The 25,024-nt window shown below is 42.7% G+C and carries 13 protein-coding genes and 1 pseudogene; 3 read left to right on the top strand and 11 right to left on the bottom strand.

Annotation, left to right across the window (positions count from 1 at the left end; all coding sequences use genetic code 11):
• Positions 1–12: 12 nt before the first annotated feature.
• Positions 13–3,690 (bottom strand): DNA-directed RNA polymerase subunit beta', encoded by a 3,678-nt coding sequence (rpoC, locus tag N8M66_RS03740; protein WP_169435146.1) that lies wholly within the window; start codon positions 3,688–3,690, stop codon positions 13–15.
• Positions 3,691–3,728: 38 nt separating this feature from the next.
• On the bottom strand, positions 3,729–7,334 hold the full coding sequence (rpoB, locus tag N8M66_RS03745; RefSeq protein ID WP_261045749.1) for a DNA-directed RNA polymerase subunit beta: 3,606 nt from the start codon (positions 7,332–7,334) through the stop codon (positions 3,729–3,731).
• A gap of 482 nt (positions 7,335–7,816) precedes the next feature.
• Here rpoB and N8M66_RS03750 point away from each other — a divergent pair, with 482 nt between their 5' ends.
• Together N8M66_RS03750 and N8M66_RS03755 are read left to right on the top strand one after the other, a co-directional pair.
• Positions 7,817–9,301: a M protein trans-acting positive regulator PRD domain-containing protein gene (locus tag N8M66_RS03750; protein ID WP_261045937.1), complete on the top strand. Its 1,485-nt coding sequence runs from the start codon at positions 7,817–7,819 to the stop codon at positions 9,299–9,301.
• Positions 9,302–9,407: 106 nt separating this feature from the next.
• Positions 9,408–13,196, top strand: a complete 3,789-nt coding sequence (locus N8M66_RS03755) for a pullulanase (protein ID WP_261045750.1) — start codon at positions 9,408–9,410, stop codon at positions 13,194–13,196.
• A gap of 206 nt (positions 13,197–13,402) precedes the next feature.
• Here the strand turns inward: N8M66_RS03755 and N8M66_RS03760 are convergent.
• The 9 genes and pseudogenes from N8M66_RS03760 to ruvB all read right to left on the bottom strand — a co-directional run bounded on the left by N8M66_RS03760 (position 13,403) and on the right by ruvB (position 24,274).
• Positions 13,403–14,177, bottom strand: a pseudogene (locus N8M66_RS03760) (LLM class flavin-dependent oxidoreductase).
• 118 nt (positions 14,178–14,295) lie between these two features.
• A complete protein-coding gene (glmS, locus tag N8M66_RS03765; RefSeq protein ID WP_261045752.1) occupies positions 14,296–16,104 on the bottom strand; it encodes a glutamine--fructose-6-phosphate transaminase (isomerizing) in 1,809 nt (602 codons plus the stop codon).
• A gap of 192 nt (positions 16,105–16,296) precedes the next feature.
• Entirely contained in the window at positions 16,297–17,676 is a 1,380-nt protein-coding gene (gene bglA / locus N8M66_RS03770) for a 6-phospho-beta-glucosidase (protein WP_261045753.1), read from the bottom strand.
• Positions 17,677–17,774: 98 nt separating this feature from the next.
• The gene (locus tag N8M66_RS03775; RefSeq protein WP_261045754.1) at positions 17,775–19,628 is read right to left on the bottom strand and encodes a proline--tRNA ligase; all 1,854 of its coding nucleotides are present in this window, start codon (positions 19,626–19,628) and stop codon (positions 17,775–17,777) included.
• Positions 19,629–19,640: 12 nt separating this feature from the next.
• Positions 19,641–20,900 (bottom strand): RIP metalloprotease RseP, encoded by a 1,260-nt coding sequence (rseP, locus tag N8M66_RS03780; RefSeq protein WP_261045755.1) that lies wholly within the window; start codon positions 20,898–20,900, stop codon positions 19,641–19,643.
• 21 nt (positions 20,901–20,921) lie between these two features.
• On the bottom strand, positions 20,922–21,725 hold the full coding sequence (locus N8M66_RS03785; protein ID WP_261045756.1) for a phosphatidate cytidylyltransferase: 804 nt from the start codon (positions 21,723–21,725) through the stop codon (positions 20,922–20,924).
• A gap of 8 nt (positions 21,726–21,733) precedes the next feature.
• Positions 21,734–22,492 carry an isoprenyl transferase gene (locus N8M66_RS03790; protein WP_261045757.1) on the bottom strand — a complete coding sequence of 253 codons (759 nt, stop codon included), beginning with the start codon at positions 22,490–22,492 and terminating at the stop codon, positions 21,734–21,736.
• A gap of 230 nt (positions 22,493–22,722) precedes the next feature.
• Entirely contained in the window at positions 22,723–23,295 is a 573-nt protein-coding gene (locus N8M66_RS03795) for a nucleotidyltransferase family protein (RefSeq protein ID WP_001028387.1), read from the bottom strand.
• Entirely contained in the window at positions 23,276–24,274 is a 999-nt protein-coding gene (gene ruvB / locus N8M66_RS03800) for a Holliday junction branch migration DNA helicase RuvB (RefSeq protein ID WP_004239104.1), read from the bottom strand. Before ruvB ends, N8M66_RS03795 begins: the two co-directional genes overlap by 20 nt.
• A 133-nt stretch (positions 24,275–24,407) precedes the next feature.
• Between ruvB and N8M66_RS03805 the strand changes: the two genes are divergently transcribed.
• Positions 24,408–24,500: a type I toxin-antitoxin system Fst family toxin gene (locus tag N8M66_RS03805; RefSeq protein WP_229294463.1), complete on the top strand. Its 93-nt coding sequence runs from the start codon at positions 24,408–24,410 to the stop codon at positions 24,498–24,500.
• The last annotated feature ends 524 nt before the right edge of the window (positions 24,501–25,024 follow it).

Genomic DNA, 25,024 nt, shown 5'->3' on the forward strand with positions numbered 1-25,024 from the left:
TCTCATTCTCTTTTATTCTACTGTTTCTTCCACAGTTTCAACGACAGTATCCACAACTACTTCTGTTGTTTCTTCATTTCCTTCTTCCTCTACTGGAGGATTAAGGTATTCTTCTTCGTTGATAGCTTGTGGTTCAAGGTTACGGTAACGGGCCATACCAGTACCTGCTGGGATGATCTTACCGATGATAACATTTTCTTTAAGTCCAAGGAGATGGTCTTTCTTACCACGGATAGCTGCGTCAGTAAGGACACGAGTTGTTTCCTGGAAGGAAGCCGCTGACAAGAAACTGTTTGTTTCAAGTGAGGCTTTGGTAATTCCCATAAGAACTGGGCGACCTGTCGCTGGAACTCCACCTGCGATAAGAACATCTTTGTTGGCATCTGTAAAGTCATTGATATCCATGAGGGTACCCATGAGAAGATCTGTGTCACCTGGATCCATGACACGAACTTTACGGATCATTTGACGAACCATTACCTCGATGTGTTTGTCACCGATTTCTACCCCTTGGCTACGGTAAACTTTTTGCACTTCACCGAGAAGATAAGTTTCAACTGACAAGACATCACGAACTGCAAGGAGACGTTTTGGTTGGATAGAACCTTCTGTCAAAGCAGCACCACGCGCTACTTGGTCTCCAACCTCAACACGCATACGAGCTGTAAATGGAACGACGTACTCACCTTCGCCAGTTTCACCCTTAACAAAGACTTTCTTAGTACGAGTTGATGCATCTTCTTCGATAGCAGTAACTTGTCCTTTAACCTCTGTGATAACCGCTTCCCCTTTAGGATTGCGGGCTTCAAAGATTTCTTGGACACGAGGAAGACCCTGAGTGATATCGGTATTTGAGGCAACCCCACCCGTGTGGAAGGTACGCATTGTAAGCTGTGTACCAGGTTCCCCGATAGATTGGGCAGCGATTGTACCAACTGCTTCACCAACTTCAACCGCATCACCAGTCGCCAAGTTGATACCATAACAGTGACGGCATACACCATGACGAGTGTTACATGTAAATACAGAGCGGATAGTCACTTCTTCCACACCAGCATTGACAATTTCACGCGCCTTGTCTTCTGTAATCAACTCATTTGGACCGATAATCACTGCACCAGTTTCTGGATGTTTAACGGTTTTCTTAGTGTAACGACCGTTGAGACGTTCTTCTAGAGACTCGATCATCTCTTTTCCTTCTGCGATAGAACGGATAAGGAGACCACGGTCTGTTCCACAGTCGTCCTCACGGATGATAACGTCTTGGGCAACGTCAACCAAACGACGAGTCAAGTAACCTGAGTCGGCTGTCTTAAGGGCCGTATCGGTCATACCTTTACGCGCACCGTGAGTTGAGAAGAACATTTCGAGTACTGACAAACCTTCGCGGAAGTTTGAAAGGATTGGCAATTCCATGATACGTCCGTTCGGAGCTGCCATCAGACCACGCATTCCGGCAAGTTGTGAGAAGTTTGAGATGTTACCACGGGCTCCAGAGTCCATCATCATAACGATTGGGTTCTTAGGATCTTGGTTGGCAATCAAGCGTTTCTCTAGTTTTTCACGGGCAGCACGCCATTCAGCTGTAACAGCATTATAACGCTCGTCGTCTGTGATCATACCACGACGGAATTGTTTTGTGATTTGTTCTACACGTTTGTGTGATTCTTCAATGATTTCAGCCTTGTCATCAACGACTGGGATATCGGCAATACCCACTGTCAATCCTGCAAGAGTTGAGTGGTGGTAACCGAGGTTCTTCATACGGTCAAGTAGGGCAGAAGTTTCTGTCGTACGGAAACGTTTGAAGATTTCAGCGATGATATTTCCAAGGTTTTTCTTCTTGAATGGAGGGTTAAGTTCAAGATTGTTGATAGCTTCCTTGATATCTCCACCAAGTGGCAAGAAGTATTTAGCTGGAACGCCTTCTGTCAAGTTGGCATTGTTTGGTTCTTGCAAGTATGGTAGACCCTCTGGCATGATGTCGTTGAAGAGGATTTTACCAACTGTTGTAAGCAAGACCTTGTGTTTTTGCTCTTCTGTCCAAGGTTTGTTGAGGCTGTCTGTTGCGATACCAACACGTGAGTGAAGGTGAACATAACCATTACGGTAAGCCATAACTGCTTCGTCACGGTCTTTGAAGACCATTCCTTCACCTTCACGACCAGCTTCTTCCATGGTCAAGTAGTAGTTACCCAAAACCATGTCCTGAGATGGAGTAACAACTGGTTTACCATCTTTCGGGTTCAAGATGTGCTCAGCAGCTAGCATGAGGATACGAGCTTCTGCTTGGGCTTCTTCTGAAAGTGGTACGTGGATGGCCATTTGGTCCCCGTCAAAGTCGGCATTGTAGGCTTCACAGACAAGTGGGTGCAAGCGAAGGGCCTTACCATCAATCAAGACCGGCTCGAAAGCTTGGATACCCAAACGGTGAAGGGTCGGTGCGCGGTTCAAAAGCACTGGGTGTTCTTTAATCACTTCTTCAAGAATATCCCAGATACGCTCATCTCCGCGTTCCACCAAGCGTTTAGCAGCTTTGACGTTTTGCACGATATCACGGGCAACAATTTCACGCATCACGAATGGTTTAAAGAGCTCGATCGCCATTTCACGTGGCACACCACATTGGTACATCTTAAGAGTTGGACCAACGGCGATAACAGAACGTCCTGAGAAGTCAACACGTTTACCGAGCAAGTTTTGACGGAAGCGTCCTTGTTTACCTTTAAGCATGTGGCTCAATGATTTCAATGGACGGCTACCTGGTCCTGTGATTGGACGACCACGACGACCATTGTCAATCAAAGCGTCAACTGCTTCTTGAAGCATACGCTTCTCATTTTGAACGATGATACCTGGTGCATTCAACTCAAGCAAACGAGCCAAACGGTTGTTACGGTTGATAACACGGCGGTAAAGATCGTTCAAGTCAGATGAGGCAAAACGGCCACCATCCAACTGCAACATTGGACGAAGATCTGGTGGAATAACTGGAAGGATGTTGAGAATCATCCATTCAGGTTTGTTTCCAGATTTGTAAAAGGCATCCAAAACATCCAAACGACGGATGGCTTTGACACGCTTTTGTCCAGTAGCTGTTTTCAACTCTTCTTTGAGTTCAGCAATTTCTTTTTCAAGATCTACTTGTTTCAAAAGGTCTTGGATAGCTTCGGCACCCATTTTGGCAACGAATGATCCATAACCATACTCACGCAAGCGCTCACGGTATTCGCGCTCTGTCATGATAGACTTGTGCTCAAGTGGGGTATCCTTAGGATCAATCACCACATAAGCCGCAAAGTAGATAACTTCCTCGAGAGCACGAGGGCTCATATCAAGGGTCAAGCCCATACGGCTTGGAATCCCCTTGAAGTACCAGATGTGAGATACAGGAGCTTTCAATTCGATATGTCCCATACGCTCACGACGAACTTTCGTACGCGTTACTTCAACCCCACAACGGTCACAAACAATTCCTCTGTAACGAATGCGTTTGTACTTACCACAAGCACATTCCCAGTCTTTTGTAGGTCCAAAGATAACTTCATCAAAGAGACCTTCACGTTCTGGTTTCAAGGTACGGTAATTGATTGTTTCAGGTTTTTTTACTTCTCCATAAGACCATGAACGGACTTTACTTGGAGAAGCTAGGGTGATTTGCATACTTTTAAAACGATTTACATCAACCACTATTTCTTCCCTTTCTATTCTAAGTGAACTGCTTTTTCTTATTCAGCAGCTTCTTCTGTTGCTTCCGCTTTTGTTGCTTTCTCAGCTTCTTCAGCTTCAAAGGCTGCTTTAGCCTCTTGTGCTGCTTTTTCGCGGGCTTTTTCAAGGTCATCTACGTGGATGACATCTTCGTCCATTCCTTCATCCAAGTCGCGAAGTTCCACTTCTTGGTCATCTTCGTCTAGGACACGCATGTCAAGACCAAGAGATTGCAATTCTTTGACAAGAACTCGGAAGGATTCTGGAACACCTGGTTTTGGAATTGGTTTTCCTTTTGTAATAGCTTCATAGGCTTTCAAACGTCCGTTGATATCGTCAGACTTGTAAGTCAAGATTTCTTGAAGAACATTTGACGCACCATAGGCTTCAAGAGCCCAAACCTCCATCTCACCAAAACGTTGTCCTCCAAACTGAGCTTTACCTCCGAGTGGTTGTTGGGTAACAGTTGAGTAAGGTCCGACAGAACGCGCGTGCAATTTATCGTCAACCATGTGGTGAAGTTTGATCATGTACATGACTCCGACAGAAACACGGTTATCAAACGGTTCCCCAGTACGTCCATCGTAAAGGATTGTTTTGGCATCGCTATCCATACCTGCTTCTTTAACAGTTGACCAAAGGTCTTCAGAACTTGCTCCGTCAAAGACTGGTGTTGCGATGTGAATACCAAGAGTACGAGCAGCCATACCAAGGTGAAGCTCCATAACCTGACCGATATTCATACGTGATGGTACCCCAAGTGGGTTAAGCATGATATCGACTGGAGTCCCATCTGGAAGGTAAGGCATGTCTTCTACAGGAACGATACGAGAGACAACCCCTTTGTTTCCGTGACGTCCGGCCATCTTATCTCCGACCTTGATCTTACGTTTTTGAGCGATGTAGACACGAACCAGCATGTTGACACCTGATTGCAACTCGTCTCCATTTGCACGTGTAAAGATCTTAACATCACGAACAACACCATCGGCACCGTGTGGTACACGAAGAGAAGTATCACGCACTTCACGAGATTTATCTCCGAAGATAGCGTGCAAGAGACGTTCTTCAGCTGAAAGGTCTTTCTCACCCTTAGGTGTTACTTTACCTACAAGAATATCGCCTTCTTTAACCTCAGCACCTATGCGGATAATACCCATTTCGTCAAGGTCTTTAAGAGCATCCTCCCCAACGTTTGGAATTTCACGCGTAATTTCTTCAGGCCCAAGCTTTGTATCGCGTGTTTCTGATTCGTATTCTTCAAGGTGAACAGATGTATAAACATCGTCTTTCACCAAGCGTTCGCTCATGATAACGGCATCCTCGAAGTTGTAACCTTCCCAAGTCATGTAGGCAACGATTGGGTTTTGTCCAAGTGCCATTTCCCCATTTTCCATAGAAGGTCCGTCAGCGATGAAATCGCCTTTTTCAACGACATCGCCAACTTTTACAAGAGTACGTTGGTTGTAAGCAGTACCTGAGTTTGAACGACGGAATTTTTGGATGTGGTAAACGTCCAATGAACCATCTTCACGACGAACCTCTACCTTGTCAGCATCTGCGTAAGTAACTTTACCATCATACTGAGCAATTACAGCCGCTCCAGAATCATGGGCTGCTTGGTATTCCATACCAGTACCAACGTAAGGTGCTTTTGGATCAATCAATGGCACAGCCTGACGTTGCATGTTGGCTCCCATGAGGGCACGGTTGGAGTCATCGTTTTCCAAGAAAGGAATACATGCTGTCGCAACGGCAACTACCTGTTTTGGTGATACGTCCATGTAGTCAACAACATTAGATGGATACTCTTGGTTGACCCCTTGGTGACGTCCCATGACAACTTTTTCAGCAAAAGTTCCATCTTCATTCAGACGAGAATTAGCCTGTGCTACAGTGAATTCATCTTCTTCATCGGCTGTCAACCAAACAATTTCGTTTGTGACAACACCTGTTTCACGGTCAACCTTACGGTATGGTGTTTGAACAAAACCATACTTGTTCAAGTGTCCGTATGATGACAAGTTGTTAATCAAACCGATGTTAGGTCCTTCAGGTGTCTCGATTGGACACATACGGCCATAGTGAGTGTAGTGCACGTCACGTACTTCATATCCAGCACGGTCACGTGTCAAACCACCAGGTCCTAAGGCTGACAAACGGCGTTTGTGAGACAACTCAGAAAGCGGGTTGTGTTGGTCCATGAACTGTGACAACTGTGAAGAACCAAAGAATTCTTTAACCGCAGCTGTTACAGGACGAATGTTGATAATTTGTTGTGGTGTCAAGACTTCGTTGTCCTGAACAGACATACGTTCACGGACATTACGTTCCATACGAGAAAGTCCAAGGCGTACTTGGTTGGCAAGCAATTCTCCAACCGCACGGATACGACGGTTTCCAAGGTGGTCGATATCATCTACACGGCCAAGTCCTTCAGCCAAGTTGAGGAAGTAGCTCATCTCTGCAAGGATATCTGCAGGAGTAACGATACGAACCTTGTCATCTGGGTTAGCATTACCAATAATAGTTACAACACGGTCTGGGTCAGTTGGTGCAACAACCTTGAACTTTTGAAGAACAACAGGCTCAGTCACAACGGCTGCATCATTTGGAATGTAAACAATCTTGTTCAAGTCTCCATCTAAATGGCTTTCAATACTTTCAATCACGCTACGAGTCATGATTGTACCAGCTTCTACCAAGATTTCTCCTGTTTCAGGGTCTACCAATGGTTCGGCAATGGTTTGGTTGAGCAAGCGTGTTTTGACATTGAGTTTTTTATTGATTTTGTAACGACCAACTGCTGCCAAGTCATAGCGGCGTGGGTCAAAGAAACGAGCCACAAGCAAGCTACGTGAGCTTTCAGCAGTCTTAGGCTCACCTGGACGAAGGCGTTCGTAAATTTCTTTCAAAGCTTCGTCTGTTCGAGAGTCCATTGGGTTCTTGTGGATATCTTTTTCAACAGTGTTGCGAACCAATTCGCTATCACCAAAGATATCAAAGATTTCATCATCTCCTGAGAAACCAAGCGCACGAACCAAGGTTGTAAATGGAATCTTACGAGTACGGTCGATACGAGTGTAGGCGATGTCTTTTGAGTCGCTTTCAAGTTCCAACCAAGCTCCACGGTTAGGGATAACAGTTGAACCATAGCCCACTTTACCGTTTTTATCAACTTTGTCATTAAAGTAAACACCTGGTGAGCGGACCAACTGAGATACGATGATACGTTCACCACCATTGATGATGAAAGTACCCATTTCTGTCATAATTGGGAAATCACCAAAGAAAACTTCTTGGGTCTTGATTTCGCCTGTTTCTTTATTAATCAAGCGGAAGGTTACAAAAATTGGTGCTGAGTAGCTAGCATCGTGGATACGAGCTTCTTCTAGCGTATATTTTGGTTCCTTGATTTCATATCCAACAAATTCCAACTCCATTGTGTCTGTGAAGTTTGAAATTGGCAATACATCTTCAAATACTTCCTTCAGACCGTGGTCTAGGAAATCTTTGAATGAGTCAGTTTGAATTTCAATCAAATTTGGTAAGTCAAGAACTTCTTTGATTCTTGAAAAACTACGACGGGTACGATGTTTCCCGTATTGAACGTCATGTCCTGCCAAGATGATTCTCCTTTGTAAATAAGTTCCAAGCCTTGTCGATCAGGCTTTTCTAATCGTCATATGGTTTTAAAAACCCTTATCACCGTGTCCTCTTGATAAATTTTCAGAATCTTTAAGTCTTTGTTACAAACACGCAAAACCCTGAAAAAAAGCACAAAAAGAGCAGCTAAATCCGACTTTTTCAGAAGATTTAACTGCTGTGAGCCTTGTCTGGACAATATTTCAGACAAAACCTACGACAAATGATTGTTTTTATTATACCCTATTTAGCTAGATTTTTCAAGGGGATTAACGAATTTTTGACAAAATCTTTTCCTATAAAAAATTAAATTCAACTTTCACTTTGCAAATTTCATTTTCAGCTTAGTAGTTCACAAAAATATAGTAAATTACGATTCTCCTATTTTATCTTAGGCTGTTTTTCTTGACTTTACTAGGCTTTTCTTTTAATATATATGTATAAATATATAGGGAGATTTATGATGAATATCTTGCTTTCTAAGACTGAACAACATTTGCTATTCTTACTGGAAGAATTAACCAAACACCATGATTGGATAGAAATTCTAGACTTAGCTAAGAAGCTGAATTTTTCAATAGAAGAATTGCAAGAACACCTTTTTGAGCTTGAACAATTATTTCCAAACCTCCTGCTTCAATCAAGAAAAAAAGGCATTCAGTTGCAGTTTGACTTCCAAAACACCTTGGATTCCAGGATTGCGATTTTTAAACAATCTGAAACCTATTCTTTTTTGAACCAGTTATTTTTCAATGAGGGACAATCACTCGAGCAAATGTGTCAAGAACTTGTAATGAGCTGCGAACGAGTTCAGGAAATCATCCAGCATCTAAATACTAAACTTCCACAACATTATGGCATCAGCATCCAACTTTCCCCTTTAGTCATGGAGGGAACAGAAGAGGACATTCGTGCCTTTTATCTAGACTACTTTAGCCAAAGTTACGACTTTCTTGATTGGCCCTTCCCTTCTATTTCTGAAGAATCACTCACTCACTTGATTCAGCTATTTTTGGACGCCCAACAAGTTTCACCCAACCTCAGTAGCTTACGGCAAATCAAATATACCCTAGCTATCAATCTAGAGCGGTTTAATAAGAGATACTTGATTAAAAATCCTACTCCCCTTTTAACTAGTCACTACAGTTCTCTCATGCAAATTCCGCAGTTTGAACAAGATATCAAAAAGCTGGCTAGAAAACTCCATTTTGAACCGACAAAGGAAACACTGGAACAGCTATTTTCAAACCCAATCAAATCTCCTAAAATTACAGACAATGCTAACAATGGAGCACTGGGCGATATTCATCATATCCAAAAATCCTACCGTTTATTGAGCAAAATTTTAGAAGAACTAGCTAAAGAATTTCACCTACAGATTGAAAATCGCGAGGAATTGATTTGGTTCCTCCACTACACTGCCCAATCTGATTTCTTCCATTTGCTCAGTAACCAGTCTCTCGACAGACAGAAATCCCAGATTTTAAGCAATTATCAAGCAGAATTTCCAAAACTATTTGAAGTCAGTCAACTCAAATTCCAATCTTATTTGACTGAGATGGGGCTAAACAATAAGTCAAGTAAGCTACAAGAGATGATCTACACCTTCACAATCCAAGGGCATCGGATTTTAGTCCAACTGCTTCAAAAACTTCCCAAAATACGCGTTTTGGTTATTAGTCATCTGGATAGCCATCATGCACAAAGCCTAATCGATACTCTAACTCACTACGGCAACAATCTCTATCTATTTGATTCTTGGGAAGAATCTACGATTTCTTTCTCAGTTCTCAATCAAATCCCTCACGATATTGTTATCACTACCTTTCCTGTCACCAACTCTCCTAAACCACTTATCTACAGTCGTAATTTCTCTACAGCAGAACTATTTTACCACCTCCACCTGATGGCTTCTCAAATTCATAAAGAAAGACTGGCTAAATCGTAACAAAATTTGTTGCGATTTTTCTTTTAGTTTAATTTTAGGAAAACGCTTGCATATTCTTTTACTAAGTGCTATACTGATATAGAAATTTATTGATTGGAGAATGATTATGAGAAAAACACCATCTCACACTGAGAAAAAAATGGTTTACAGCATCCGTTCCCTCAAAAATGGAACTGGTTCTGTCCTCATTGGAGCAAGCCTTGTTCTGCTTGCCATGGCTACACCAACTATCTCAGCCAACGAAAATACACCAACCACTAATGCAAGTAATAGTGAAACTACTACTGTCATTGCCCAACCTCTTACTGATACAGCACCGAGCTCTGGTAAGAAGGAAAGTGATATTTCTTCGTCAGAAAATGCAAACGCTTCCCTAGAGAAAAAAGAAGAAAAACAACCTGCAACAGAGGCACCCACTCCGGCTGCAACTCCCGCCGATTCCGCACCACAAACCGGGCAAGATCGTTCCAATGAGCCAACTACTTCTACGAGTCCAGTAACGACTGAAACTAAGGCAGAAGAGCCAATAGAAGACAACTACTTCCGTATCCATGTCAAAAAGCTTCCTGAAGAAAACAAGGATGCTCAAGGACTATGGACTTGGGACGATGTTGAAAAACCATCTGAAAATTGGCCAAACGGAGCCTTGTCCTTCAAGGATGCCAAAAAAGATGACTATGGCTACTACCTAGATGTCAAATTAAAGGGAGAACAAGCCAAGAAAATTAGCTTCCTCATCAATAATACAGCTGGGAAAAATCTAACCGGCGATAAATCGGTAGAAAAACTGTCACCAAAGATGAATGAGGCTTGGTTGGACCAAGATCACAAGGTTTTCTCTTACGAGCCACAACCTGCAGGAACTATTCGCGTCAACTACTACCGTACAGATGGCAACTATGACAAGAAATCTCTCTGGTACTGGGGAGATGTGAAAAATCCAAGTAGTGGTGAATGGCCTAACGGAGCAGACTTTACGGCTACAGGCAAATATGGTCGCTATATTGATATTCCACTCAAAGATGCAGCTAAAGACCTTGGATTTTTATTACTAGACAGAAGCAAACAAGGAGACGATGTGAAAATCCGTAAAGAAGATTATAAGTTCACAGATTTGAAAAATCATAGCCAAATTTTCCTAAAAGATGATGATGAAACCATCTACACCAACCCCTACTATGTGCACGATATCCGCATGACAGGAGCTCAACACGTAGGAACTTCTAGCATTGAAAGTAGTTTTTCAACACTTGTCGGTGCTAAAAAAGAAGATATCCTCAAACACTCCAGCATCACTAATCATCTAGGAAACAAAGTAACTATCACTGATGTTACAATCGATGAGGCTGGTAAGAAAGTGACCTACAGCGGAGATTTCTCTGACACAAAACATCCTTATACCGTTAGCTACAACTCTGACAAATTCACTACCAAAACAAGCTGGCGTCTTAAAGATGAGACTTACAGCTATGATGGTAAACTTGGAGCTGACCTCAAAGAAGAAGGAAAACAGGTTGATTTAACTCTATGGTCACCAAGTTCTGATAAGGTTTCTGTTGTTGTCTACGACAAGAATAACCCTGAAAAAGTGGTTGGAACTGTCGCTCTTGAAAAAGGTGAAAAAGGAACCTGGAAACAAACTCTGAATGAAAACTCTGGTCTCGGCATCAGCAATTACACTGGCTACTACTACCACTACCAAATCGAGCGCCAAGGTAAAACTGTTCTTGCACTCGATCCTTACGCTAAATCCCTCGCTGCTTGGAATAGTGACGATGCCAAGATTGACGATGCCCATAAAGTGGCTAAAGCTGCCTTTGTAGATCCAGCTAAACTAGGACCTCAAGACTTGACTTATGGTAAGATTCGCAACTTCAAATCGCGCGAAGATGCTGTCATCTATGAAGCTCATGTGCGTGACTTCACTTCAGATCCTGCCATCGCAAAAGATTTGACTAAGCCATTTGGTACCTTTGAAGCCTTTATCGAAAAACTAGACTACCTCAAAAACTTGGGTGTAACCCACATCCAGCTCCTTCCAGTCTTGTCTTACTACTTTGTCAATGAGTTGAAGAACCACGAACGCTTATCTGACTATGCTTCAAGCAACAGCAACTACAACTGGGGATATGACCCTCAAAACTACTTCTCCTTGACTGGTATGTATTCAAGCGATCCTAAGAATCCAGAAAAACGAATCGCAGAATTTAAAAACCTCATCAACGAAATCCACAAACGTGGCATGGGAGCTATCCTAGATGTCGTTTATAACCACACAGCTAAAGTCGATATCTTTGAAGATTTAGAGCCAAATTACTACCATTTTATGGATGCTGATGGAACACCTCGAACTAGCTTTGGTGGTGGACGTTTGGGGACAACTCACTATATGACCAAACGCCTCCTAGTTGATTCTATCAAGTATCTAGTTGATACCTACAAAGTTGATGGATTCCGTTTCGATATGATGGGAGACCATGATGCCGCTTCTATCGAAGAAGCTTACAAGGCTGCACGCGCCCTCAATCCAAATCTAATCATGCTGGGTGAAGGTTGGAGAACCTATGCTGGTGATGAAAACATGCCTACTAGAGCTGCTGACCAAGATTGGATGAAACATACCGATACTGTCGCAGTCTTCTCAGATGACATCCGTAACAACCTCAAGTCTGGTTATCCAAACGAAGGTCAACCTGCCTTTATTACAGGTGGTAAGCGTGATATCAACACTATCTTTAAAAATCTGATTGCTCAACCAACTAACTTTGAAGCAGACAGCCCTGGAGATGTCATCCAATACATCGCAGCCCATGATAACTTGACCCTCTTTGACATCATCGCCCAATCTATCAAAAAAGATCCAAGCAAAGCTGAGAACTATGCTGAAATTCACCGTCGTTTGCGACTTGGAAACCTCATGGTCTTGACAGCTCAAGGAACTCCATTTATCCACTCTGGTCAGGAATATGGTCGTACCAAACAATTCCGTGACCCAGCCTACAAGACTCCAGTAGCAGAGGACAAACAACCAAACAAATCTCACTTGTTGCGTGATAAGGACGGCAATCCATTTGACTATCCTTACTTCATCCATGACTCTTACGATTCGAGTGATGCTATTAACAAGTTTGACTGGACTAAGGCTACAGATGGAAAAGCATATCCTGAAAATGTCAAGAGCCGTGACTATATGAAAGGGTTGATTGCCCTTCGTCAATCTACAGATGCCTTCCGACTTAAGAGTCTTCAAGATATCAAAGACCGTATTCGCCTCATCACTGTCCCAGGTCAAAATGGTGTGGAGAAAGAGGATGTAGTGATCGGTTACCAAATCACTGCTCCAAACGGTGATATCTACGCAGTCTTTGTCAATGCGGACGAAAAAGCTCGCGAATTTAATTTGGGAACTGCCTTCGACCACCTCAGAAATGCTGAAGTTTTGGCAGATGAAAACCAAGCAGGACCAGTAGGAATTGCCAACCCTCAAGGCCTTGAATGGACTGAAAAAGGATTGAAATTAAATGCCCTTACTGCCACTGTTCTTCGAATCGCTCAAGGCGGTGCCATCGTTGCCCCAGCTGTGGAAGAAAAACCAGAATTTGACCTTTCTAGCTTAAAACAAGAACAAGGGCAAAATAACAGCCAAGACAATATGTCAAACCGAGTAGTCAAACCAGAACATCAAACTCCAGCTCCACAAACTAAACCTGATTCTGCAAAACCAGATACAAAAGTAGCTGATGCAGAAAATAAACCTAACCAAGCTACAGCTGATTCACAAGCTGAACTACCAAATACAGGAACCAAAAATGATCACAAACTCCTGTTTGCAGGAATTAGTCTCCTTGCTCTTCTAGGTCTCGGGTTCTTGCTAAAAAACAAAAAAGAGAACTAAACTAGCCCTCCTATAGAACTATCCCCCAAGCCTTAACGCTCGGGGGATTGATTTTTATACAATATTTGTCGTCCTAATAAGCTTGATTAGGATTTTTTATTAATACTCTTCGAAAATCAAATTCAAACCACGTCAGCTTCCATCTGCAACCTCAAAACACTGTTTTGAGCAGCCTGAGGCTAGCTTCCTAGTTTGCTCTTTGATTTTCATTGAGTATAAGCCTCTTTCATGGCAAAATAAGCCCGTACTTTGGGTGCAACTTGTATGCCGAAGAGTTCAATAGTTCTCAGGACTTGTTCATGCGGCATGGCCCGCTTCACTCCCAATCTCACGATAAGCCTGAATCAACTTTTTAAAATAACACGGATTGCCACCAATAATGGCATAGACAATCGGCAGCCCCGCCTGAGCAATCTTCACTGTTGATTCAACATGACCACCTGTCGCTATCCACAAGGGCAATTTGTCCTGAACTGGACGAGGATAAACTTCTTTACCAGAAATTGTTTGGGTCAATCGACCTTGCCAGTCTAACTTAGTCTTTTCATTGACTAATTGAAGCAAGTCTAATTTCTCATCAAAGAGGGCTTCGTAGTCTTTCAAGTCATAGCCAAACAAGGGAAATGATTCCGTAAAAGAGCCTCTCCCAGCCATAATCTCTGCACGGCCATTTGACAAAGCATCAATAGTGGCATACTGTTGAAACAAACGAATGGGGTCCATGCTCGAGAGAATGCTGACTGCACTGGTCAAACGGATTTTCTTGGTATTGACTGCCCCAGCTGCCAAAATAATCTCTGGGGCTGATACTGCAAAATCCTCTCGATGGTGCTCACCAATCCCATACACGTCCAAACCAACCTTATCAGCCAGTTCAATCTCTGCCACCAACTGACGAATGCGTTCGGCATGACTGTAAGTTTGCCCAGTCCCTTCAAGCTCTGTTGTTTCCCCAAACGTTGAAATTCCCAATTCTACCATTGCGATTCTCCTTGTCTACCTCTGTCCTTCAATTTGAAAAGTTATTCTAACACGAATATTGAGTATAAGCAACCCATTTGCTCACAAGAAAAAGCCTAGATAACTAGACTTTTTTAGATTATTCTACCGTTACTGACTTAGCAAGGTTACGTGGTTTATCCACATCCAGACCACGGTGTAGAGTTGCAAAGTAAGCGACTAATTGCGTTGGTACGACCATTGAGATTGGTGAGAGGTAAGGGTGTACGGTCGTAAGAACGATATCATCTGTATCTTTAGCAACATTTTCTTCTGCGATAGTGAGAACCTTGGCACCACGGGCTGCGACCTCTTGGATATTTCCACGAGTGTGGTTGGCAAGGACTGGATCTGACAAGAGGGCCAAGACAGGTGTTCCTTCTTCAATCAAGGCAATGGTTCCGTGCTTGAGTTCTCCTGCCGCAAAACCTTCACACTGGATGTAAGAAATCTCTTTGAGTTTGAGACTTGCTTCCATGGCTACGTAGTAATCTTGACCACGTCCGATGTAAAAGGCGTTACGAGTCGTTTCAAGAAGCTCATGAACCTTGGCTTCAATGGTTTCTTTCTCTGAAAGAGTTGATTCGATCGACTGAGCTACGATTGACAACTCATGAACTAAATCAAAGGCTTGCGCTTTGGCATTTCCATTTGCTTCTCCAACTGCTTTTGCAAGGAAGGCAAGGGCTGCGATTTGTGCTGTATAGGCTTTAGTTGAGGCCACAGCGATTTCAGGTCCTGCATGAAGAAGCATAGTATGGTTAGCTTCACGTGACAGAGTTGATCCTGGCACATTTGTAACTGTCAAACTTGGAATACCCATTTCATTGGCCTTAACCAAAACCTGACGGCTATCCGCTGTTTCACCAGACTGGCTGATAAAGATGAAGAGCGGTTTCTTGCTGAGAAGTGGCATACCGTAGCCCCACTCAGATGAAATTCCAAGTTCAACTGGTGTATCAGTCAATTCTTCCAACATCTTCTTAGAAGCAAATCCTGCGTGGTAAGATGTCCCAGCTGCAAGAATGTAAATGCGGTCTGCATCTTGAACAGCCTTAATGATAGCTGGGTCTACGACAACTTGACCAGCCTCATCTGTGTAGGCTTGGATGAGTTTACGCATAACAGTTGGTTGCTCATCAATTTCCTTAAGCATGTAGTAAGGATAAGTTCCCTTACCGATATCTGACAAATCAAGCTCAGCAGTGTAGCTAGCACGCTCACGACTGTTGCCATCATAGTCTTGAACTTCCACGCTATCCGCCTTGACGATTACCAACTCTTGGTCATGGATTTCCATGTATTGGTTGGTCTCACGAATCATAGCCATAGCATCTGAGCAGACCATGTTATAGCCTTCTCCAAGACCAATCAAAAGTGGTGATTTATTCTTAGCTACGTAGATAACTTCAGGATCTTGTGAGTCAACCAAGGCAAAGGCATAAGAACCACGGATGATGTGAAGAGCTTTTTTGAAGGCTTCAAGCACTGACAAGCCATCTTCTTCCGCAAATTTTCCAATCAAGTGAACGGCGATTTCAGTATCTGTTTGCCCCTTGAAATGGTGACCTGCAAGGTATTCTTCCTTGATTTCGAGGTAGTTTTCAATGACCCCATTGTGAACCAAGACAAAACGTTCTGTCTCAGAGCGGTGTGGGTGAGCATTGTCTTCAGTTGGTTTCCCATGAGTTGCCCAACGAGTATGTCCTATACCAGTTGTTCCCTCAACACCAGCTGTCTTGGCAGACAATTCTGCAATACGACCGACAGCCTTGACTAGGTGATTTTCAGCACCACCTAGGACAAAAATTCCCGCAGAATCATAACCACGGTATTCGAGCTTTTCAAGCCCTTGAATCAAAATATCAGTTGCATTTGTGTTTCCAACAACACCAACAATTCCACACATAGTATATACGACACAGGCAAGCTGTGCTTTCTCCTTAAAATTGGTATAGTCTAATTCCTCTTTTATAGAATCAGCAAAAACAGTATATACTTGTTTCTTTCACTTGTCAAGAGTAAAAATTGGTATAGTTCACATCAACTTCTTGTAAACAAAAAAACTCTGACCAATTAGGATCATCAGTCAGAGTCCTTTTTAAAATCCATTATTGTCGCTCAGTTCCTTGAACCAGTGGCCTGATTTCTTCAGACGGCGTTCTTGCGTTTCCAAGTCTAGTTCGACCAAACCATAGCGATTTTTATAACTATTGAGCCATGACCAGCAGTCAATAAAGGTCCAAATCAAGTATCCCTTACAATTGGCTCCATCTTCAATCGCACGATGGAGTTCACGAAGATGACCTTTTACAAAGTCAATACGGTAATCATCTTGAATCATCCCGTCTTGACGGAATTTTTCTTCCCCTTCAACACCCATACCATTCTCTGTCAACATCCACTCAATATTACCATAATTTTCCTTGATATTTTGGGAGATGTCATAAATCCCTTGCTCATAAATTTCCCAGCCACGGTGAGGATTAATTTTACGTCCAGGCATCACATAAGGCTCGTAAAAATGTTCGGGCAAAAGAGGACTCTCTGGATTCTTAGCAAATCGAGGTGCCATAACACGCAAAGGTTGATAGTAGTTAACACCAAGGAAATCCACCGTATTGTCACGAATGAGTTCCAACTCCTCCTCTGTAGCATCAGGCAAGAGACCGTATTCATGTAAGATTTCTACCAACTCCTGTGGATAAGTCCCCAAAACAGACGGATCTAAGAAAGATTGGGCCTGAAAAAGGTCAGCAATCCGAGCTGCCTTGACATCAGCAGGATGCTGGCTACGTGGATAAGCCGGTGTCAAGTTGAGGACAATCCCAATCTTGGAATCAGGCAAGAGTTCATGACAAGCCTTAACCGCCCGACTGCTGGCCAATTGTGTATGATAAGCTACTTTAACGGCTGCCTCTGCATCCACCTTATGTGGATAATGGGCATCGTAAAAATAGCCAAATTCTACCGGAACGATGGGCTCGTTAAAGGTAATCCATTGATCCACTAAATCTCCATAGGTCTCAAAACAAAAACGGGCATAGTCTTCATAGGCTGAGACAGTCTCCTTATTTTCCCAACCATCACCATCTTCTTGAAGGGCAAAAGGCAAATCAAAATGATAAAGATTCACTAAAAGACGAATCCCTTTAGCCTTAATAGCCTCAAAAACCTTACGATAGAAATCCACACCTTGAGCATTGACTTTTCCACGCCCTTGTGGAAAAATCCGTGACCATTGAATAGAAGTCCGAAAGGCTGTATGACCAGTTTCTACCAGTAGCTCGATATCCTTTTCCCAATTTTCATAAAAGGTCGATGTCTTATCTGGACCAATCCCATTATAGTAACGATTTGCCTCCACTTGGTACCAATAATCCCAGAGATTATCTCCTTTACCGTCACCAGCTACACGTCCTTCTGTCTGTGGTCCAGAAGTAGAGGATCCCCAGACAAAATCCTTTGGAAATCTTAGCATACATTTACCTCTTTATCTAGTCATTTTTCCCATTATACAGAAAAAACAAGGTAAAAACTAGTTACATTTTTTCCTTGTTTTTCTTCTGATTATAGTTTTTATTTCTTGCTGAGGATTTCAAGCGTTTCGAGCAAGTTATCGGCATGAACTTCTATGGTATCACCAGTCGCTTTAATCTTCACTTCTACGATACCATCGGCCGCTTTCTTCCCAACAGTGATGCGGATTGGCAATCCAATCAAGTCGCTGTCGCTAAATTTTACTCCGACACGTTCGTTACGGTCATCTGTCAAGACTTCGTAACCAGCTCCCATCAAGCTTGCTTCAAGCTTTTCTGTCAAGGCTTGCGCTTCTTCATCCTTGACATTGACAGTAATCAAGTGCACATCGAATGGGGCCAATTCTTTAGGAAAATTGATTCCCCAAGCGTAACGGTATTCACCTTTTGGTGTTTTGTTAACAAAGAGGCGTGCGTGTTGCTCCATAACGGCTGAAAGGAGACGGCTAACACCGATACCGTAACATCCCATGATAATTGGCACAGCACGGCCATTTTCATCCAAAACATCTGCTCCCATGCTTGCTGAGTAACGAGTACCGAGTTTGAAGATGTGACCAATTTCGATACCACGCGCAAAGTTAAGAACACCTTGTCCGTCTGGAGAAATTTCACCCTCACGAACTTCACGGATATCCACATATTCTGCAGTAAAGTCACGACCTGGGTTCACACCAGTCAAGTGGTAGCCATCTTCGTTAGCACCCACAACTGCATTGCGAACATCTTGCACCTTACGGTCTGCAATGATTTTCACATTCTCTGGCAAACCAACTGGGCCAAGTGAACCAAATCCTGCTTGAACAACACTTGCTACTTCTTCTTCGCTAGCAACGTCAAAGAAATCTGCTCCCAAGTGGTTTTTCAACTTGACTTCGTTGAGCTGGTCATTTCCAACTAGAAGGGCTGCAACAAGCTCACCATCTGCCATGTAGAAGAGGGTTTTAATCGTTTGTTCTTCTGGAACGTTTAGGATGGCTGCAATTTCATCGATTGATTTAACATCTGGTGTTGCAACACGAGTCACTTCTTCTTCAGCAACAACACGGTTGCTTGGTTTATACTCGTTTGTTGCCATTTCTAAGTTAGCTGCATAGCTAGACTCACTTGAGTAAGCAATGGTATCTTCACCAGAGACCATCCATTTGAGCAATTCTGCCTTGATTTCTTCTTGCACTTCTGCGGGAATTTCATCAAATGAGGCAACTGACTTGTCCAAAACAACCCAGCGGTCAAGGTCTGTACGAGCAGGTGTAATGGCCATAAATTCTTGGCTGTCCTTACCACCCATGGCTCCACCGTCACCAATGATAGCCTTGAAATCTAAACCACTACGAGTGAAAATACGCTCATAAGCAGCCTTGTACTCATCATAAACACTGTCCAAACTATCATAGTTAGCGTGGAAACTGTAAGCATCTTTCATGATGAACTCACGTGTACGAAGAAGTCCATTACGTGGGCGTTTTTCATCACGATACTTAGGCTGGATTTGATAAAGATTAAGTGGCAATTGCTTGTAAGACTTAACAGAATCACGGACAATAGCTGTAAAGGTTTCTTCGTGAGTTGGACCTAGAATGAAGTCTGATTTTTCACGGTTTTTTAGTTTGTAAAGGTCCTCACCATAAGTTTCGTAACGACCTGATTCGCGCCACAATTCTGCACTGAGAAGGGCTGGAGCTAACATCTCAACGGCACCAATCTTGTCGAATTCTTGGCGCATGATATTTTTAGCTTTTTCAATCACACGGTTGGCAAGTGGTAGGTAAGAATAAACACCTGCTGAGACTTGGCGAACATAACCAGCTCGCAACATGAGAGCGTGGCTGATAACTTGAGCATCGCTTGGCATTTCGCGAAGCGTTGGGATAGGCATTTTACTTTGTTTCATAATATTCCTCGATTATCTAAAAAAGAGTCGCATAATGTCATTCCAGGTCACAGCTAGCATCAAGACAACCATGATAACTACACCAGCCATGGTGACATAGGTTTCAATTTCTTGTTTAAGGGGTTTCCGGCGGATAGCCTCTAGGATATTGAGCACAATCTTTCCACCATCCAAAGCCGGGATCGGAATCAAATTAAAAATTCCGATATTGATGGAAATCACAGCTAGGAAGTAGAGGACATTCTCAAGACCATTTTTAGCAGCATCGCTACTTGCCTTAAAAATGGCAACGGGGCCACCGAGTTTGTTCAAATCTGGATGGAAAATCAAGTTTTTCAGAGCCGAAAGGATACGGAGCCCTGAGTCAGCAGCAGTTGTAAATCCACCAACAAACATGGACAGGAGGTCTGACTTGACTCTCGGTTGAACCCCGAGAATATAACGTCCTTGACTTTCTTCCGGAGTAACAGTGACTTGTTTGTCACTACCATTTTCAGAAATAGTCACATCCAAGGTCGGGGTCGTCTTATCTTTGGTTTCTGATTCCACAGCCTGAATCAAACTTTCCCAGTTGCTAACCTCATGTGAGCCAATCTTGGTAATTTGTGCCGTTTCTGGTACTCCTACCTTAGCCAAAGCCCCTTGAGGCATGATATGGAACTGGTTGGTATCGACATCTCTGACACCACCCTGCATGAAGATTAAAATCCAGAAAACAACGACACCTAAGATAAAGTTGTTCATAGGGCCTGCAAAATTAGTAATGAGTTTCCCCCAGATAGTCGCATTTTGATATTGAACATCTAAAGGTGCAATCCGAACCTCAGTACCATCTGCTTCCACAACCGTTGCATCGTGATCTACTGCAAATGTTTTTTCTTCTTCCAGAACCAAGCCTTTGATAAAGAGCTTATCTTCAAAATCAAACTGGGTCACCTGCATAGGAAGAGCTGTTTGGTCCAATTTTTTACCGGAAAGATTGATGCGTTTAACTTTACCGTCGTCAGTAAGCGTCAAACTGACAGGAGTACCTGTCTTGATTTCAGTCGTATCATCACCCCAACCGGCCATACGGACATAGCCACCCAGAGGCAAGATTCGAATGGTATAGGCTGTTCCATCCTTGCCAATATGAGCAAAGATTTTGGGTCCCATACCGATGGCAAATTCACGCACTAGAATTCCTGATTTCTTGGCAAAGTAGAAGTGCCCGAACTCGTGCACCACCACAATAATCCCGAAAACCAGAATAAAGGTTAAAATTCCGAGCATAGTATTTCCTCCGTCTTTTGATTAAAAGAGTCCAAATAAGTGCATGATTGGAAATACAAGCAACATACTATCGAAACGATCCAAAACACCACCATGTCCAGGGATAAATTTCCCAGAATCCTTAACACCAAAGTGACGCTTAATCGAACTTTCTAGTAAATCACCAAATTGTCCAGCAATGCTAAAGAAAATAGCAAAGACTGACATCTTGTAAATTCCATACGGAAGAGCAACTGTACTGTCAAATATCATAAAGATGATGGTTACTAAAATAGCACCTAAAATACCACCCAAGGCCCCCTCAAAGGTTTTATTTGGAGAAACCGTTGGAGCTAGTTTCCGTTTACCATAGTTCATCCCAACAAGATAAGCACCACTATCGGTTGCCCAGACGATACACAAGGCTAAGAGTGCCTTATCTAAGCCTGCGACACGAGCATCTAGTAAGGCATTAAATCCAAAGCCTACATAGAAACTCATAGCAAGAGGGAAAACAGCGTCCTCAATCGTATAAGACTTGCTAAAAACAGTCGTTCCTAACATGATTGAAATCAAAACACTATAAGCAACCACATTCCCATCAACTGGCAAAAAAGTCAGGTAATTCTCCAAGGGAATGGTCAAAGCAAAGGTTGCAAAGAGGGTCAAGAGGCCCTCCATCGTCATGGTCTCTAGACCTCTCATCTTCAAAAGTTCATGCATGGCTAGCATGGCTATGATTCCAATTGCTATCTGAAGCAAGAGGCCTCCAATCATTAAAATTGGTAGGAAAATAGCCAAGGCAATCCCTGCAAACAAGGTTCTTTTCTGTAAATCCTGTGTCATATTTCCTCCTAAACTCCTCCAAATCGGCGATGACGACTATTGTAAGCAAGAATGGCTTCCTGCAAGGCCGCCTCATCAAAATCAGGCCACAAGGTATCCGTAAAATAGAGCTCACTGTAGGCTCCCTGCCATGGAAGGAAATTGCTCAAACGCAATTCTCCACTAGTACGGATAATCAAATCCGGGTCTCGTAACTCCTTAGGTAAATGCTGAGTAAAGAGATAGTTGCCAATCAATTCCTCTGTGATGTCACCTGGGTTGATTTTGGCATCTAACACATCCTGGGAAATCAACTTAAGAGCCTGTGTAATCTCAGCACGTCCACCATAGTTGAGGGCAAAATTAAGAATCAAACCTGTGTTGTTCTTAGTCAATTCCTCAGCCTTGGTCAGAGCTTCAAAAGTTTGCTTAGGAAGGCGATCTGTCTCCCCAATCATTTGAATCTTAACATTATTCGCATGCAATTCCGGGACATAATTATCATAAAACTCTACTGGCAAGTTCATGATAAACTTGACTTCCTGATCTGGACGGGTCCAGTTTTCTGTAGAAAAAGCATAGACCGTAATAACCTTAACGCCTAGTTTGTTGGCTGCCTTGGTCACAGTTTGCAATGCTTCCATGCCCGCCTTATGTCCAAAAACTCGCGGTTGCATACGTTTTTTAGCCCAACGGCCATTGCCATCCATGATGATGCCGATATGAGCAGGAACCTGTGTCGGAACCTCTACTTCCACAGCCTTATCTTTCTTAAAAAATCCAAACATGATCTTATTCCTATTCAAAAATCTATCGTTTCATTATACCATATTTCCCTATTTTCTTCTATCACTAAGCTATTTATTCTCAGGCACCAAGCCCATTTTTCAAAAAAATAAGCCGCCTGATTTGGCGACTTTATTTTTATAGGGAGATTATTATGAAAAAGTTTTAGGAGTTTAAGTTAAGGTCTTCTTAACTTATGGACTTAGTATACACTTCCTAGCTTAAAGTTTCCTTAAGTATTTTTAAAAATCAAATTTTTCCATTTCTCCTGCCAATTTTTCTTGGATAGACGTGTTCGATAAAGTTCCATTCTGTCTTGATTCTCTAAAAAATGAGGAGTTGGACGAACTTGAAAATTCAAAATATCCTCCAAACCATAAGGTGCATAGAGTTCAAAATCGGATTCTTCATTCAAGCGCAGTCCAACAGCCGTACATCGTTCTGGATACTTACTCATAGCATCACGAGAACTGGTATAGGGAGAAGTGTGAGGACTGTGCTGGTGCATATAGACCTGATTTTTCAACTCCCACTGGTACTGAGGAAAGTCCTCTCGCAGTTTTTTCTCTAGGGACAAGGTTTCCTCGTAAGAAATATCTGGATCAAAGAAAATTACATCTACATCTGTTTCACAGTCAAAAGGGGATTTGTCTGACAAGAGATTCCAGATAAAATTTCTGACAGAACCTGCTGCCAACCAGGAATCTGTCAACTCCAAGTTTCGGATGACAGTCAGAATAGCCATCATATCCGGATTTTCTCTAAAATCCTCTAGAATTTCTTGCTCATTTTTCACTATATTCATAACCTAAGTGCTCATATGCCTTAGCAGTCGCCACCCGTCCAGACCGCGTCCGCATGATAAAACCTTTTTGAATCAAGTAAGGCTCATACATATCTTCAACTGTCTCACGTTCTTCTGCTATGTTAACAGAAAGAGTTCCTAGACCAACAGGACCACCACCGTACATCTCAATCATGGTGCGAAGGATTTTTTGATCCACATAGTCCAAACCTTCATGGTCAACATCCAGCATAGTCAAAGCCTTATCGGTAATAAGATCATCGATAACCCCATTCCCCATTATCTGGGCAAAATCGCGCACGCGCTTGAGGAGACGATTGGCAATACGAGGGGTCCCACGACTACGCAATGCCAACTCAGATGCTGCCTCATGGGTGATTTCCATCTCAAAAATATCTGCCGTCCGCTCGACAATTTCCGTCAAGTCAGCATGGGCATAATACTCCATATGACCTGTAATCCCAAAACGTGCCCGTAACGGATTTGAGAGCATACCAGCCCGAGTCGTCGCACCAATCAAAGTGAAAGGTGGCAACTCCAAATGAACACTGCGACTGCCTTCACCAGCCCCAATCATGATGTCAATGTAGAAGTCTTCCATGGCACTATAAAGCACCTCTTCCACCGACATGGGCAAGCGATGAATCTCATCAATAAAAAGGACATCCCCAGGCTCTAAGTCATTCAAAATCGCTACCAGATCTCCGGCTTTTTCAATGACTGGACCCGAAGTCTGCTTGAGATTGACACCTAGTTCGTTGGCAATAACAAAAGCCATGGTCGTTTTTCCCAAGCCTGGAGGGCCAAATAAGAGCACATGATCCAGCGCTTCATCCCGCATTTTGGCAGCTTCGATAAAGATTTGGAGCTGGTCCTTGACCTTGTCCTGCCCAATATATTCACGTAAGTACTGAGGACGGAGCGTGCGTTCTACTAACTCCTCGTCCCCCATTATCTCATTATCTAAAATTCTACTCATTGCTCTATTATATCAAAAAACCAAGCCACAAACAAAAAAGCCACCCGATTGGGTGACTCCAGAGTTTAGCACCTATGTGGTATAACATTCTACGGCACTGCTACACCGCCTACGAAAGGAGGTGAGATAGCCCATGATGGAACTAATCCTTAAAACTATCATCGGACTGATTGTGGTCGGTGTCGTTCTTCGCTTAGTCGATAAATGGCTAAACAAGGATAAATAGTGTCAAAAAAGACCCCTAGCTTATTTGGTCGTGAGCTTGGGGCCTTTTCTAGCCTATGATATAGAACTAGTACTCAATTCCTTTTTATTATCCCATAGTTCACAAAATTTTTCAAAGGTTTATATTCGTGGCTTTTCAAGCTTTAACCGCTGTACAACAATATGATGACTCACTCCTTGAAAACCAAGAGCATTATTACAGTAGTTCTAGTCCTTCAATTAACAGTCACTTAAATCCAAAGTAAGGTTGAAGTAGCTGAAGCGACAACAGACCTATTTATTAGTCATATTCGCTAAAAAAAGTCCCCGCCAATTCCCCGACCAAAATCCGAAAAATATCGGAAAATGATTTTTAGAATAGTCCCCAAAATCCTGAAATAGAGCCAAAAAACTCCACCTGATTGGGTGGAGTTAAGGGAGATTATTATGAAAAAGAAAAGTTTAGGATTTTATTAAATAAAGTTAGGAGGTCTTTATTTAATAACTATATGTTACAAGACAAAGCTTAAAACTAGCTTAACTTTT

Origin of the sequence: Streptococcus mitis, from assembly GCF_946188585.1 — a bacterium.
Taxonomy (GTDB): domain Bacteria; phylum Bacillota; class Bacilli; order Lactobacillales; family Streptococcaceae; genus Streptococcus; species Streptococcus mitis_DG.